Annotated in this window: 14 protein-coding genes; 10 read left to right on the top strand and 4 right to left on the bottom strand. The window is 63.8% G+C overall.

Going from position 1 to position 13,793, the window contains the following annotated elements; translation table 11 throughout:
* The first annotated feature begins 10 nt into the window (after positions 1 to 10).
* Both ACSFA5_RS17345 and ACSFA5_RS17340 read left to right on the top strand, forming a co-directional pair.
* The gene (locus tag ACSFA5_RS17345) at positions 11 to 1,357 is read left to right on the top strand and encodes an ANL family adenylate-forming protein (RefSeq protein WP_435445280.1); all 1,347 of its coding nucleotides are present in this window, start codon (positions 11 to 13) and stop codon (positions 1,355 to 1,357) included.
* 17 nt (positions 1,358 to 1,374) lie between these two features.
* Positions 1,375 to 2,142: a PIG-L deacetylase family protein gene (locus ACSFA5_RS17340; protein WP_435445279.1), complete on the top strand. Its 768-nt coding sequence runs from the start codon at positions 1,375 to 1,377 to the stop codon at positions 2,140 to 2,142.
* Positions 2,143 to 2,151: 9 nt separating this feature from the next.
* On the opposite strand, the gene ACSFA5_RS17335 is transcribed toward ACSFA5_RS17340, so the two are convergent.
* The 4 genes from ACSFA5_RS17335 to ACSFA5_RS17320 all read right to left on the bottom strand — a co-directional run bounded on the left by ACSFA5_RS17335 (position 2,152) and on the right by ACSFA5_RS17320 (position 7,869).
* Entirely contained in the window at positions 2,152 to 3,306 is a 1,155-nt protein-coding gene (locus tag ACSFA5_RS17335) for an alginate O-acetyltransferase AlgX-related protein (protein WP_435445278.1), read from the bottom strand.
* A 1-nt stretch (position 3,307) separates the two neighbouring features.
* Positions 3,308 to 4,726 carry an MBOAT family O-acyltransferase gene (locus ACSFA5_RS17330; protein WP_435445277.1) on the bottom strand — a complete coding sequence of 473 codons (1,419 nt, stop codon included), beginning with the start codon at positions 4,724 to 4,726 and terminating at the stop codon, positions 3,308 to 3,310.
* A gap of 8 nt (positions 4,727 to 4,734) precedes the next feature.
* Entirely contained in the window at positions 4,735 to 5,718 is a 984-nt protein-coding gene (locus tag ACSFA5_RS17325; protein WP_435445276.1) for a class I SAM-dependent methyltransferase, read from the bottom strand.
* A gap of 63 nt (positions 5,719 to 5,781) precedes the next feature.
* Complete coding sequence (locus ACSFA5_RS17320; protein WP_435445275.1) at positions 5,782 to 7,869, bottom strand: hypothetical protein; 2,088 nt, start codon at positions 7,867 to 7,869, stop codon at positions 5,782 to 5,784.
* Here ACSFA5_RS17320 and ACSFA5_RS17315 point away from each other — a divergent pair.
* The 8 genes from ACSFA5_RS17315 to ACSFA5_RS17280 are packed head-to-tail and all read left to right on the top strand — an operon-like array spanning position 7,869 to position 13,787.
* A complete protein-coding gene (locus ACSFA5_RS17315) occupies positions 7,869 to 8,564 on the top strand; it encodes a WbqC family protein (protein WP_435445274.1) in 696 nt (231 codons plus the stop codon). The genes ACSFA5_RS17320 and ACSFA5_RS17315 overlap by 1 nt on opposite strands.
* Positions 8,561 to 9,505 (top strand): glycosyltransferase family 2 protein, encoded by a 945-nt coding sequence (locus tag ACSFA5_RS17310; protein WP_435445273.1) that lies wholly within the window; start codon positions 8,561 to 8,563, stop codon positions 9,503 to 9,505. Before ACSFA5_RS17315 ends, ACSFA5_RS17310 begins: the two co-directional genes overlap by 4 nt.
* Positions 9,502 to 10,338, top strand: coding sequence for a phytanoyl-CoA dioxygenase family protein (locus tag ACSFA5_RS17305; RefSeq protein WP_435445272.1), 837 nt, complete (start codon positions 9,502 to 9,504; stop codon positions 10,336 to 10,338). Before ACSFA5_RS17310 ends, ACSFA5_RS17305 begins: the two co-directional genes overlap by 4 nt.
* A gap of 22 nt (positions 10,339 to 10,360) precedes the next feature.
* Positions 10,361 to 11,158, top strand: a complete 798-nt coding sequence (locus ACSFA5_RS17300) for a class I SAM-dependent methyltransferase (protein WP_435445271.1) — start codon at positions 10,361 to 10,363, stop codon at positions 11,156 to 11,158.
* Positions 11,155 to 11,793, top strand: coding sequence for a class I SAM-dependent methyltransferase (locus ACSFA5_RS17295; RefSeq protein WP_435445270.1), 639 nt, complete (start codon positions 11,155 to 11,157; stop codon positions 11,791 to 11,793). Before ACSFA5_RS17300 ends, ACSFA5_RS17295 begins: the two co-directional genes overlap by 4 nt.
* The gene (locus ACSFA5_RS17290) at positions 11,790 to 12,461 is read left to right on the top strand and encodes an acetyltransferase (protein ID WP_435445269.1); all 672 of its coding nucleotides are present in this window, start codon (positions 11,790 to 11,792) and stop codon (positions 12,459 to 12,461) included. Before ACSFA5_RS17295 ends, ACSFA5_RS17290 begins: the two co-directional genes overlap by 4 nt.
* The gene (locus tag ACSFA5_RS17285; RefSeq protein WP_435445268.1) at positions 12,458 to 13,381 is read left to right on the top strand and encodes a hypothetical protein; all 924 of its coding nucleotides are present in this window, start codon (positions 12,458 to 12,460) and stop codon (positions 13,379 to 13,381) included. The genes ACSFA5_RS17290 and ACSFA5_RS17285 overlap by 4 nt, the downstream gene beginning before the upstream one ends.
* Entirely contained in the window at positions 13,332 to 13,787 is a 456-nt protein-coding gene (locus ACSFA5_RS17280; RefSeq protein WP_435445267.1) for a GtrA family protein, read from the top strand. The genes ACSFA5_RS17285 and ACSFA5_RS17280 overlap by 50 nt, the downstream gene beginning before the upstream one ends.
* Positions 13,788 to 13,793 lie beyond the last annotated feature (6 nt).

The raw sequence follows: 13,793 nt of genomic DNA, 5'->3' as shown, positions 1-13,793 counted from the left end.
AGGCCAGACCGTGAGCCAGATCCAATTTCTTCTCGACCGATTCGCGTCGAAGCCAGAGGCCCCCGCGGTGGTGTTCCGTGGCGCTTCCGTCAACTATGGCGAACTGTCCGCCGCCATTGCGCAGCAGCAGCAAGCGCTCGAAGCCGCCGGCGTGCAGCCCGGCGTGCCGGTGATCCTGCGCGGCGACTACTCGGCGCTGGCCGTGAGCATGCTGCTCGCGCTCATCGAGCGTTGCTGCATCATCATTCCGCTGACGCCCGAGGCCTGCGACAGCCTCGGCGCGTCGATCGGCGACGTGGCGCCCGAATGGCTGATCGACGTGTCGAAGACCGAGGCCAGCTTCGAGAAGCTCGCCGCGGGTCCGTTGCCCGAGCTGTACAAGATCGTGATCGAGCGCGCCGCGCCCGGCCTGGTGCTCTTCACCTCCGGCTCGTCGGGCAAGCCGAAAGCCGTGGTGCACGATTTCTCCAAGCTCATGGAGAAGTTTCACGCGGTTCGCCCCGCGATGATCACGCTGAACTTCCTGTTGTTCGACCACTGGGGCGGCCTCAACACGCTGCTGCATTGCCTGTCGAACCTGTGCCTCATCGTCGTGCCGGCCGGCCGCTCGCCCGAGCAGGTGTGCGCCCTGGTGGCGGCGCACCGCATCGAGCTGCTGCCCGCCACGCCGAGTTTCCTGAGCATGCTGTTGATCAGCAAGGCCTACCTGGGGCACGACCTCGGTTCGTTGAAGCTCATCACCTACGGCGCCGAGCCGATGCCCGAGACGACGCTGAGGAACCTGCGCAAGGTGTTCCCCGGCATCGAGCTGCGCCAGACCTACGGAATGATCGAACTCGGCGTGCTGCGCGCCAAGTCGCGCTCGCCCGATTCGCTGTGGGTCAAGCTCGGCGGCGAAGGCTACAGCGTGCGCGTGGTCGACGGCATGCTGCAGATCCGCGCCGATTCGGCCATGCTGGGCTACATCAATGCGCCGAGCCCGTTCACGGAAGACGGCTTCCTCATGACGGGCGACCTGGTCGAAACCGACGGCGAATGGATCCGCGTGCTGGGGCGGCAGTCCGACATCATCAATGTCGGCGGCCAGAAGGTGTACCCGGCCGAAGTCGAGGCCGTGCTGCTCGATTGCCCCGAAGTGGCCGATGCCGTGGTGTACGGCGAGCCCAACCCGCTGCTGGGCAAGATCGTCTGCGCTCAGGTCATCCTGCGCGAGGGCTTCGACGAGGCGGCGGCGCGCAGCGGCATCCGCAAGCTGGGCAAGGAGCGGCTTCAGCCGTTCATGATCCCTGCCAAGATCAAGTTTGTGACCGAAATCGCGCAGTCGCACCGGCTCAAGCGCGTACGCGCCAAGTCTTGAACGCGAACCGTCGTGGCATGACCGCAGGCACCGCACTTTTTCTCTTTGCGCACCAGGACGACGAGTTCGGTGTGTTCCAGAAGATCCTCGATGAACGGGCCGCCGGCGCGCGGGTGGTTTGCGCGTTCATGACCACGGGCACCGTGGGCGGTGCGTCCCCCGAGGCGCGCAATCGCGAGTCGCTCGCCGTGCTGGAAAAGCTCGGCGTCGGGGCGGGCGACGTGATCTTCGCGGGGCAGCAACTGCAGATCGACGACGGTGCGTTGATGCACCGCCTCGACGATGCCGCGGCCTGGTTGCGCGGCTGGATCGACGCCTGCTCGTCGCTGCGCGGGCTGTACCTGCCAGCCTGGGAGGGCGGTCATCCCGACCACGATTCATTGCATGCCGTGGGCGTCACCGTCGCGCTGCAGGCGGGGCTGCTGCACCTGGCAAGGCAATCGCCGCTGTACAACGGCTACAAGCGTCCAGGGCAGTTGTTCAACGTGTTGCGGCCGCTGCCCATGAACGGGCCGGTGGAGCCCATAGCGGTGCCCTGGGGACACCGCATCGCGTTCATGCGCCATTGCCTCAGCTACCCGACGCAGCGCAAGACCTGGATCGGCCTGTTTCCGTTCGTGCTGCTGCACTACGTGTTCGGCGGGCGGGATGCGATGCAGCCTGTGGCTCCCGAGCGGCTGGCTTCGAGGCCGCATGAGGGGGCGCTTTACTATGAGCGGCGTCAGTTCACGACTTGGGCTGCGCTCAGCGGGCGCGTTGCCGCGTTCACGCGCTCGAACACTTGACCTTGCGACTCAGGGGGCCGAGCGCTGGTCCAGCAGCTTGATCGCACGCGTGACGTCTGCCTCGTCCGCGAAAGCCAACAGCGCAGGCTGCTGCACTTCGATGAACTGCACCGTGACCCAACGGGCATCTGAAGGTATGGCCGCAGTGATCGCCGACAGGCGCAAGCCCGTGCCCCAGCGCAGGCGGTAAGACGACTCGAAATACGCCGCCATGCCGTTGCGCATCCAGGCGTCCATGTAGCTGTCGCCCACGAACAGCACCGGGTGCAACAACGCCTTGCTGCCCGGAGCAACGTGGCTCACGTCGGTGTAAGGCGCCGGGCCCGTCACGCTGGTGAACCCGCCAGGCCACTGCCATGATGGCATCACGAAAATGGATTTTTCGCTTGGCGAACGCAGCAGCGGCATGAAGCGCGCGATGCCGCCGCTGTAGGACTGCGTTTCGTAGCGCAGCGGATGCGTCCACGCGCTGGCCGAAATGCCTTCGGCATGGCTCATCGCGTCCACGACGCCCTTGGCCACCGGGTAGGCCGCGGGGTCGTTCCAGTGGAAGTCGGTGCGATGGAAGATCGGCCGCGTTTTCTCGACTTCCTTCAGGATGGACGTGCTGTCGATGAAGGTCACGTTGGGCACGTGTTTCAGCTTGTCGAGCAGGCTGTCGATGCGCCGCAGCGGTGGCCGCTCGGCAACCGAGGCCGGCAACTTGTCGGGCAGGAACCTGTCGCCCAGCAGGTTGACGACCATCACCATGCCGATGCCCTTTTGCTGCAGGGCTTCGGCATAGCGCCGCACGCCTTCGACCACGGCGGCCTCGTGCGTGCCGAGGTAGGCGTCGACGGCCGGCTTCTCGACGTCGAGCGTACTGCGGTAGAACAGGTAGCCGTCCCGGCCCACGTGAACCTTGTCGGACACGCGGAACAGGCGGTAGTCGACCGTGGCCTTGAGCCGGATCAGCAGCGCCCGAAACCCGAAGTGGTCCGAGAACCAGCTGTTGGCCTGCTGCAGGTAGCGGTCGGGGTACGCCATGCTCGGCGGCGCCGCCAGCGTGCGCTGCTCGTCGATGGTCATCTCCGGCAGCCATCGCGTGGCCATCTGCAGGCCCGGCAGCAGCGTCAGGACGAGGAAGGCCGCGATGAAGATCCGGCGGGTGGCAGTGGAGCGCATCTCAGAAGCGGAAATAGATGAACGGATTGAATCCGTTGGCTGCGATCAGCATGGCCGAGTAGGCGAAGAGCACTAGAGCACCCAGCGAGAGCACAGGCGCGGCGATCGAGTCGCCTGCGCGTTGCCAGGCGGCGAGCCGCCAGTTTTCGGGCACCAGCACCGCCACGCTGCCGATCACCAGAAACAGCAGCTTGTCGGATGTCAACACAGACCATGCGGCCGCGGGCGTCTCGCCCCCCGTCACGCCCGCCATGGCCATCAGGTAGTGCCCTGCCACGCCGGCCGACGGCGCCCTGAACAGCACCCAGCCGACCATCACCAGCAGCAGCGTGGTCAGCCAGCCGCTGAAGCCGCGAGGCGTCCAGCCGAACCGGTTCAGCGCCAGCCGCTCGATGACCAGCAGCACGCCGTGGAACAGCCCCCACAGCAAGAAGGTGTAGGCCGCTCCATGCCACAGGCCGCACAGCACGAACACGATGAGCAGGTTGAGGTACGTGCGCACCGGCCCCGCGCGGTTGCCGCCCAGCGGGATGTACAGGTAGTCGCGGAACCAGCGCGACAGCGTCATGTGCCAGCGCCGCCAGAACTCGGTGATGCTGTGCGACCGATAGGGCTGGTTGAAGTTTTCCGGAAACTTGAACCCCAGCATCCGGCCCATGCCGATCGCCATGTCGGAGTAGCCCGAAAAGTCGAACAGGATCTGCAGCGTGTACGCCAGGATGCCGATCCAGGCGGCGGCGGTGCCGAGCTGGTCGGCCGGCAGCCCGAACATGCGGTCGGCGACCACGCCCACGTTGTCCGCAATGACGATCTTCTTGGCCAGGCCGAGGCAGAAGCGCAGCAGCCCGGCATGCACGTCCTCCAGGCGAACGGGGCGGTGCTGGATGCGGCTCACCAGCTCGCTGTAGCGCACGATCGGCCCGGCGATGAGCTGGGGGAACAGCGTGTGGTACATGCCGAAGTCGACCAGCGTGGGCGCGGGCGGCGCGTCGCGCCGGTAGATGTCGACGATGTATGAAATCCCCTGGAACGTGAAAAACGAAATGCCCGCTGGCAGCGCGATGTCGCTGAGCGTCCATGACGCGGGCATCTGGAGCGCGGCGGCCGCGTCCAGTGCCGCGCGCTGCATGAAGTTCCAGTACTTGTAGTAAATCAGCGGTACCAGATTGACGACCACGCCCACGGCCAGCAAGGCGCGGGCGCGGCCATCGGCCGGCATGCGGTACAGCGCGTTGCCGATGATCGCGTTGAGGACCACCGACCCCAGCAGCACCACCGACACCAGCCCGGCGTCCACGAAATAGAACGCGAAGCTCGCCAGCATCAGGAACGCGTTGCGCGAGCGTGCGGGAAGAACGAAATACAGCAGGAACACGATCGGCATGAAGCCGAACAGGAAGCCGGGCGAGCTGAAAGTCACTTTGCGTTCTAGCCCTTGAACATGCGGCGCGCGGCGCGCAGCGGCTTGGTGATGCGCCATGACAGCGAGCCGGTCATCTGGCGATGGGCCTCTTCGACCTGGGCCAGCGCGGCGACCCGCTGCTGGCTTTCCTTCAACAGCACGTCGCGCTCCGAAAGCACGCTGGCCGCGTGACGGTGGTCCTTCTGCAGCGTGCTCAGTTCCTGGCCGACATTGGTCAGTTGGGTGAGCACGCGCTCGACGTCCGATGCCTTGGAAGCCAGTTCCTGGCGCGTGCTCTCGAGTTCCCAGCGGCGCAGCGTGGATTCGCCCAGACTGGAGAAGACTTCCTTGACCGCTTTGGCGCCGGCCTGGTCCTTGGGCAGGTCAAGCAGCTTGCGCACTTCCGACGGCTGGTTGGGGCCGACGGCCAGCACGCCCAGGCCCGCCGAGTGGTCGAACTCGAAGCCGGGATATTGCTTCGTGACCTCGGCCCAGTATTGCCAGACGCCGAAGTCGCGCTCGCGCACGTTGGTGTCGTGGAACAGCACGATGGCGCGGTCCGACAGCTTGGGCAGCCAGCTCTCGAAGTCATGCTTCACGGCTTCGTAGGTATGGAGCCCGTCGATGTGCAGCAGGTCGACCGAGCCGTCCTCGAAGTAGGTCGTGGCCTCGTCGAAGGTCATGCGCATGAGGCGCGAGAAGCCCGCGAAATGCTTGTCGTTGAACGCAGCCAGATCGTTGTAGACGCTGTCGCCATAGAAGCCCGCGTGCTCGTCGCCCTGCCAGGTGTCGACCGCGTAGCACTTGGTGTTGAGGCCCTCGTTCTGCACGGTCTGGCAGAAGGCCGCGTACGACATGCCGAAGTGCGAACCCAACTCGACCAGGATGCGAGGCTGCTGCACGGCGGTGAGCCATGCGCCGAAGGGCACATGCCCGGTCCAGCCGCTGGAGACCAGGCGAAGCGGGCGGATGAACATGGCCAGGTTGGGCTGGACGGCGTCGAAGATCATGGGTTTCTGGCTGTTGTGTGGCTGGAAAAAGCGCGCTCGATTGTGCAGCAGGCCCGGCAAGCGCTATTTCGGCGTCACCGAGTAGCTGCCGACCTTGATCACGGTGCCCGTGAACAGCTGCTCGATGGCGATTTCATGGTCGCCTTCAGCGCTGAAAAGCGCCGGTGCAAAGGCTGCCGTGATGGCGGCCGGGGAGACGCCGGTCGATGACGCGGGTTTGCCGTCCAGCGTCATCCGGACGTCACCGATGTCGCCCGCGTCGGCGACCTGCACCCAGATACCGGCGCTGCCGTCCGGCTGCGCGTTCGGCACCGTGCCGGCAGGTGCCGAGCGCGGTCCCCAGTTCAGGACGCGCATCTTTGCAGCGCCGGCGGCCAGCTTGGCGAGCTCCTCGGCACTTTTCTGCAGGAATTCGGGCTTGCTGGCGAGCCCGGGGTTGCCCTTGGCGACGAAGAGCTCGAGTTCGGGCTTCAGCGGATTGGGCACGCGCTGGAAGTTGTCGGAAAAGTACCTGTAGGTCAGCGGATGCGAGTTCTTGAAGCGCGACTGTTCGTCGCCATCGAGTGCCAGGTCGTAGATCAGCGCAAAGCCCGGATCGGCGGCCTTGATTCGCGCGATCTCCATCTCCTCGAACGCGGCGGGGCGGGGGAACAGCGCATAGATCTCCCACACCGGCGATTTCTGGTCCAGCAGCGCGTAGGCCCCCGGCCATAGCGGCGCAGCGACGAAGTTTCGGCCCCCCACCGCGTACTGTTTGGCAATCCGGCGGAAGGCGTCCAATTCCTTTGCAGTGGCCGGGTCCACGCGCATGTGGCTGGCTGACACCTCGACGTCCACGCAGCGCTCGCTCGAGCGGCATTGCCAGCCTGCGTGATAGCCGTACATCGTCAGGACACTGGCCGCGAACAGCGCGCCCGCGACCCCCCAGCGGGTTCTTGTGCACGGCCGTGCAAGCGCGAGCGCGAGGCAGCCGACAAGCATCGGAAAAATCCCGAAAGCCAGGTGATAGAAGTCCGCGCGCGAGAAGGCGTAGTGCGCATAGGGCAGTGCAAGGAACGCGGATGCCGCGAACGCAGACACCACTGGCTTGCGCTGCCAGCGCTTCCAGACCACCCAGATCAGCGAAACGACGCCGAACACGAGCGTCCCGAGGAAGAACACGCCGAGCATCACGTCGCGCACGATGGCCACCAGCGGCCCTGAAAAGTCGGCGCGCCAAGGCCAGGGCACGGGCAGGCCGATGTTGGTCGCCTTGATTTCGAACAGAAAGCGAATGCCCTCCCAATACGCCGACGCGAATCCGGGAATCAGCAGCAGCATCGCGACAACGGGCAAAAACCCGAGCGCGACGCCGGCCGCGAACAGCAGCGCTGCGCGCACGAACGCGGGGCCCTGCGTGCGATGGAGATTCAGCCAAAGGATGGCCGCGCCCGCCGCGGCCAGCCCGTACATGCCGTGGTTGCGTCCCATGAAGGCCGAAAAGCCCACACACACGCCCGCCAGAAGGTAGCGGCGCGCGGTGGGTGCTTCGATCAGCATCGTCAGTGCGCCGATCAGCAGGATCGACGCGCACATGTCCGCCATCTTGAAGTGCGGAATCATCCAGACGGCCAGGGTGATGGATGCGATGGCGAGATACAGGCGATTTCGGTCCTGCCGGGCACCGGCGGCAATGACCAGCAAGCCGCAGAAGAGCCCTGCCACCTGCAGCACGGCGCCCGAGGCGCGCAACCCGAGCATGCCCGTGTCGCCGCCCCAGAGTCCCATCAGCGCGGCGGACCAGTAGTAGCGGAACGGGTCATAGGCCTGGAAATCGCGTAGCGGAACTTCGCCATGCATGACGCGCTGCACGCCGTACCAGAAGAAACCTTCGTCCCAGAGGTTCAGCCCCTTGGCGCCTTCCCAGAGAAAAAGGGCGAGCACCGTCAAGACGGAGATGGCGAAGATCGGGAGCAGCCGGGCTTTGGCGGAAGGAATGGACGCGTGCATCTGTGGCGGCTGGCTGGGTCGTGGAACCGCGTGGAGGCGAGGCGCCTCCCGAGGTTTAAATTGTCTCCAAATTGTGTCCGATAATCCCTGGGGGAACTTCGGGGCTGAATCTTCCGACGTGCGGCCCCGTGTCGGGGCAACAACGCAGAAGGGCCAGAGCATTGAAAAAAGTAGCGATCCTGCAGTCGAACTACATCCCGTGGAAAGGCTACTTCGACCTGATCGGCTCAGTCGATGAGTTCATCCTGTACGACGACATGCAGTACACACGCCGCGACTGGCGCAACCGCAACCAGATCAAGACGCCGCAGGGCGTGCAGTGGCTCACGGTGCCGGTGCGCGTCAAGGGCAAGTACGACCAGAAGATCAGGGACACCGAGATCGACGGCGGCGACTGGGCCGTTACGCACTGGAAGGCGCTCGCGCAGAATTACGCGCGCGCGCCGCACTTCGCCGAGATCGCCGCCTGGCTCGAACCTCTCTACCTGGCCGCTTCGTACACCCACCTGTCGGAGCTCAATCGCCGGTTCATCGAAGCGGTTTGCGCGTATATGCAGATCGACACGGTCATCGGCGATTCGCGCGACTACACGCTGGTCGAAGGCAAGACCGAACGCCTGGCCGACCTGTGCGCGCAGGCCGGCGGCACCGAGTACGTATCGGGCCCGTCCGCCCGCGACTACGTAGACGAAAGCGTCTTCGAGCGCAGCGGCATCCAACTCACCTGGTTCGACTACGCCGGCTATCCCGAGTACCCCCAACTGTGGGGCGAGTTCGCGCACGGCGTGACCGTGCTCGATCTGCTGTTCAACTGCGGCAAGGATGCGGGTCGCTTCATGAGACATGCCGGCCTATGAAGCTCTCGATCGTTGCAACCCTGTACCAATCCGCGGCCTACATCGACGAGTTCTGCCGCCGCGCGGGAGCGGCCGCGACGCAACTCGCCGGCGACGACTACGAGATCGTGCTCGTGAACGACGGTTCGCCGGACAACAGCCTCAATGTCGCGGTGCAACTCACGCAGCGCGACAGCCACGTGGTGGTGGTCGACCTGTCGCGCAACTTCGGGCACCACAAGGCCATGATGACCGGCTTGTCCGCGGCACGCGGCGAGCGCGTGTTCCTGATCGACAGCGATCTCGAGGAAGAGCCGGAATGGCTGACCTCGTTCGCGGACCAGATGGAGGCCGACGCGTCCGACGTGGTCTATGGCGTGCAGGCCGAGCGCCGCGGCGGATTCGTCGAGCAGATGACCGGCACGCTGTTCTACAAGCTTTTTCGCACGCTGACCGGCATCGTGCAGCCGAGCAACATCGTCACGGCGCGGTTGATGACGCGCCGCTATGTCGACGGACTGCTGATGCACGAAGAGCGCGAGCTGAACATCGGGGGCCTGTGGGTGATCACCGGTTTCCGGCAGTCGCAGCAGGTGGTTCGCAAGCACGCGACCAGCCCGACGACCTACTCGCTGTCGCGCAAGTTCAGCCACCTCGTCAACGCGATCACGTCGTTCAGCAGCCTGCCGCTGGTCTTCACGTTCTATTCGGGGTTGCTGATTTCTGCTTCGGCGCTGCTCTTCATCGTCTATCTGTTGTTGCGCTTTGTCTTCGGCGCTGCGCCGCCCAGCGGCTACACCTCGATCGTTGCATCGATCTGGCTGTTTTCGGGCCTCATCGTTTTCTTCCTTGGGGTGCAGGGCATCTACATCGCGAAGATATTCTCCGAAGTGAAGCGCCGGCCCTACACGATCGTGCGGCAGGTCTTCGCTCACCCCGACAGGGCAGGCAAGCAGATATGAGCAACGTCGATCGTTTCATCCCTTCTGCTTCTTACGGGCTGTTGGACCGCACACCGGAAGGCGCCCCTGTGGACCAGGCGGCCGAGCAGGTTCGCCACCTCGGGTATGCGCTGCTCGATGCGGGCTATGCGCCGGCAGAACTCAGGGGTATTTCCGACGCGTTCGAGAGCACGCGCAAGGCTTACATCGAAACGCACGGAGAGGCTCGGCTGCGTAGCCTGGACGAGTTCTACACCGTCCGGTCGTTGCTGACCCAGCCCGCAGGAAAGAAGACCTTTCTCGAACTCGCGCTCAACCCGAATCTCATGGCGGTGTTGAAGCAGCTGATACAGGGGAAGTTCATCCTCAACCAGCAGAACGGTATCGTGAACCCTCCGCAAGAGGGCTACAACCAGAGCGCATGGCACCGCGACCTGCCTTACCAGCACTTCGTTTCGTCGAGGCCATTGGCGATCAATGCGCTCTTCTGTGTCGACGACTTCACCTTCGACAACGGCGCCACATTCGTGCTTCCCGCGTCGCATAAGGCAGAGCCCTTTCCTTCTCGCTCCCATGTGGAGAGCAATGCCGCGCAGATCGAGGCCAAGGCGGGCTCGTTCATCCTGCTCGACTGCATGATGTTTCACGCGGGTGGCTTCAACAAGACGAATGTTGCGCGCCGGGCTGTGAATCACGTCTTCAACATTCCGTATTTCAAGCAGCAGATCAATCTCCCGTCGAACATCGACGGAGCGAACCTGTCTGCCGAGGCACGGGACATTCTCGGGTTCGGCTACGTGGAGCCCGCCTCGGTGAGTGCCTATCTCTCCAGCCGCGAGTCCAAAAAATCATGATCCAATTTCTTGTCGGAGGGCTATGAAAATGGCCGTCTTGCCTCCCGGAACACTTTTGCAATTGATGTATCTGAAAGAACGCTTGCGCAGTGTTCCGGCAGGTCGATTCATCGAGATCGGCCCTGGCAGCGGCGAGATCACGCGGCTGTTGCTCGATCATGGATGGACGGGTTCGTCGTACGACCTCGAGAGCCGCACGATCGACAGCCTGAAGCAACGCTTTTCTTCGGAGATATCAGGCGGGCGTTTCATGCCCGTCAACCATGACTTCCTGCAGGCTCCGGCGGACCAGGTCGGAAAGGCCGACCTCGTCATTTCATGCATGGTGATGGAACACATGGACGATCAGGGGCAGCACGCGTTCATGCACAAGGCCCTGCAGGTGCTCCAGCCGCAGGGCGCAATGATCGGCATCGTGCCGGGATCGCCGGCGCACTGGGGCATCGAGGATGACATTGCGGGACATTGCCGGCGCTACACCCGCACGGCCATCAAGGAACTGGTTTCCGAGAGCGGCTGGAAGCTCAAGCATGTTGCGGGCCTCACCTTTCCGATTTCCAATTTTCTTTTGCCTGTGTCCAACTACCTGGTCAACAGGGCGGAGCGCGCCAAGCTGAATCTCTCGCTGGTCGACCGCACCAAGGCGTCGGGTCGCCGACAGGTCGCGTTCAAGACGCACTTTCCCTCGTTGCTCGGCGTGGTGCTGAACCCCGTCACCATGTTCCCGGCCTTTCTCATCCAAAAGCTCTTCGCCCGCTCCGAACGCGCGCTGGTGCTTTACTTCGAAGCCAGCCCTGTAACACGGGCGCAAGACAAATGACGTCCGACTCCCGCCAAGCTCTGCTCTCCGAAGTCGCCGACTATTACACCGGCAAGCTGGCCGAGCACGGTGAAAGCCCGCGTGGTGTTGACTGGAACGGTGAAGAAGGCCAGGTGCTTCGCTTCGAACAACTGTGCAAGGTCATCGCCGCAGAGGGGTCGTTTTCTCTCAACGATCTGGGCTGCGGATACGGCGCCCTGTGCGACTTTCTGGCGCCCCGTTACAAGGCGTTCGAGTACACAGGCATCGATGTGTCCGAAGCCATGGTGCGTGCGGCCGAGCAGCGGCACCAGGGCAAGCCGAACGCGCGCTTTGTCGTCGCAAGCGAAGCCGACCGGGTGGCCGACTACAGCGTGGCCAGCGGCATTTTCAACGTGCGAATGGGCCGGTCCGATGCCGAGTGGCAGGCTTATGCGGAAGCGATGCTCGATACGCTGGATCGATCGAGCGCCAAGGGCTTCGCATTCAACTGCCTGACTTCCTATTCGGACAAGGACAGGATGCGCGCCGATCTCTACTACGCAGATCCGCTTGCATTGTTCGACCTGTGCAAGCGCCGGTATTCGCGCAACGTCGCATTGATGCACGACTACGGCCTGTACGAATTCACGATGATCGTGCGGAAGACACCATGAAAAAAACGAAGAAGCTCGTCATCTTCGGTTGCGGCGATATCGGGCAGCTCGCGCACTACTACTTCAGCTCGGACTCCGGGTATGAGGTCGTGGCTTTCACCGTCGACGCGGCCTTCGTGCCCGGGCCGGAGTTTTGCGGCCTCCCGGTCGTCCCGTTCGAAGAACTGACCGAGCGTCATTCGCCGGGCGATGTCGACGTGTTCGTGGCGCTCAGCTACTCGAAGCTCAACGCAGTGCGAAAAGAGAAGTACCTGGCGGTCAAGGCGCTCGGATATCCGTTGGCGAGCTTCATCAGTTCACGCGCGACGGTGCTCAATGAGGGCCGTATCGGCGAGAACTGCTTCATCTTCGAGGACAACACGATCCAGCCCTTCGTCACGGTTGGCAACAACGTGACGCTGTGGAGCGGCAATCACATCGGCCACCACTCGGTGATCGGCGATCACTGCTTCATCGCTTCCCATGTGGTGGTGTCGGGCGGCGTCGAGATCGCTGAGCAGTGCTTCATCGGCGTGAATGCGACGCTGCGCGATCACGTCAAGGTCGGTGCGCGTTGCGTGATCGGCGCCGGCGCGCTGCTGCTGGCCGACGCGGAGCCGGAGGGCGTGTACATCGGCGCGGCGACCGAGCGCTCGAAGGTGCCCAGCACGAGGCTGCGGGGTATATGACGCATCACTGGCAAAAGCTCGGCCTGCTCTACTGCCCGTCCGGCGACCGGCGCCATCCCAAGCTCCTTTCGCACGCAGCCAATCCGCTGCCGGTGCACATGGAGGGAGATGTCTACCGTGTCTATTTCAGCGGCCGCGATGCGCTCCAGCGTTCCTCTGTGGGCGCGGTGGATGTCGACATCGTCCAGCGCCGGGTGGTGAAAGAGCACGAGGAACCGTTTTTCGAACACGGGCCTGCGGGAAGTTTCTATGCGGACGGTGTCAGCGTTGGCAACTGCTACGACACCGCTGGCCGCAAGCACATGCTTTTCATGGGCTGGCAAAACCCGTCGGACGCTCATTGGCGCGGCGATATCGGGCGGTTGCAGGTCGGCGAAGACCTCGCCCTGACGATGGTCGATGCGGCGCCTTTGCTGGCGTCCGACGCGACCGATCCGCTGAGCCTCTCCTACCCGTGGGTGATGCAAGCCGGCCAGGATGCGCGTTTCGACATGTGGTACGGCTCTACCCTGAACTGGGACGCTGGCAATGGCGAGATGCTTCACGTCATTCAACATGCCAGTTCGGCCGATGGCGAGCGCTGGAAAAAGGATGGGCTGGCGGTGCCTTTTGAGATCGGCGTGGCGCAGGCCTACTCGAGGCCGACCGTGGTCCGCGATGCGCAAGGGCTGCACATGTGGTTTTCTTATCGCGGCAAGGTCGGCCAGACGTATCGCATCGGGTATGCCTTCTGCCCGGCGGGCGGCGGTTGGGAGCTTCGGCTTGCGGACACGGGCATCGACGTTTCGAGCGACGGCTGGGATTGCGAAATGATCGAATATCCCTTCGTGTTCGAGCATGACGGGCTGCGCTACATGCTCTACAACGGCAATGGATATGGCCGCAGCGGCTTCGGTCTTGCGGTTGCAGGCCGTGAATGAATTTCGGTGGGCCGCGATCCGAACATCGGCGGGGCAGTTGTTGCGCTACGGCTTGCTGGGGTTGGCCACGAACATTGCGGGCTTCCTTGTCTATTTGCTCGTGACGCATCTGGGGGCGCCGCCAGCGGCCACCATGAGCTTCTTCTATGTGATCGGCGCGATCCTGGGGTTTTGGGGCAACAAGCGCCTGACGTTCGCGCACCGGGGCGGTGTTCTGGCGAGCGGCATGCGCTATGTGCTTGCGCATGCGGTGGGCTACTGCCTGAATCTGTCGCTGCTTCTGGTCTTTGTCGGCAAGCTGGGCTACCCGCATCAATGGGTTCAGGGAGCGGCGATCCTGATCGTCGCCGGCTACCTGTTTCTCGCATTCAAGTTTTTTGTTTTCAAGAACCCGGAGCGCGAATGACGCGCG

This window comes from Variovorax monticola (genome assembly GCF_051216855.1).
GTDB lineage: Bacteria > Pseudomonadota > Gammaproteobacteria > Burkholderiales > Burkholderiaceae_C > Variovorax.
Note: the sequence above shows the minus strand (reverse complement) of the source record. Positions and strands in the feature narration are given on the sequence as shown.

Bases quoted from the DNA above. Each gene is read 5' to 3' on its own strand.
- ACSFA5_RS17285 (WP_435445268.1), top strand. From the start codon at position 12,458: ATGACGCATCACTGGCAAAAGCTCGGCCTGCTCTACTGCCCGTCCGGC.
- ACSFA5_RS17325 (WP_435445276.1), bottom strand. From the start codon at position 5,718: ATGATCTTCGACGCCGTCCAGCCCAACCTGGCCATGTTCATCCGCCCG.
- ACSFA5_RS17340 (WP_435445279.1), top strand. From the start codon at position 1,375: ATGACCGCAGGCACCGCACTTTTTCTCTTTGCGCACCAGGACGACGAG.
- ACSFA5_RS17295 (WP_435445270.1), top strand. From the start codon at position 11,155: ATGACGTCCGACTCCCGCCAAGCTCTGCTCTCCGAAGTCGCCGACTAT.
- ACSFA5_RS17305 (WP_435445272.1), top strand. From the start codon at position 9,502: ATGAGCAACGTCGATCGTTTCATCCCTTCTGCTTCTTACGGGCTGTTG.
- ACSFA5_RS17300 (WP_435445271.1), top strand. From the start codon at position 10,361: ATGAAAATGGCCGTCTTGCCTCCCGGAACACTTTTGCAATTGATGTAT.
- ACSFA5_RS17280 (WP_435445267.1), top strand. From the start codon at position 13,332: ATGGATATGGCCGCAGCGGCTTCGGTCTTGCGGTTGCAGGCCGTGAAT.
- ACSFA5_RS17290 (WP_435445269.1), top strand. From the start codon at position 11,790: ATGAAAAAAACGAAGAAGCTCGTCATCTTCGGTTGCGGCGATATCGGG.
- ACSFA5_RS17320 (WP_435445275.1), bottom strand. From the start codon at position 7,869: ATGCTCTGGCCCTTCTGCGTTGTTGCCCCGACACGGGGCCGCACGTCG.
- ACSFA5_RS17335 (WP_435445278.1), bottom strand. From the start codon at position 3,306: ATGCGCTCCACTGCCACCCGCCGGATCTTCATCGCGGCCTTCCTCGTC.
- ACSFA5_RS17310 (WP_435445273.1), top strand. From the start codon at position 8,561: ATGAAGCTCTCGATCGTTGCAACCCTGTACCAATCCGCGGCCTACATC.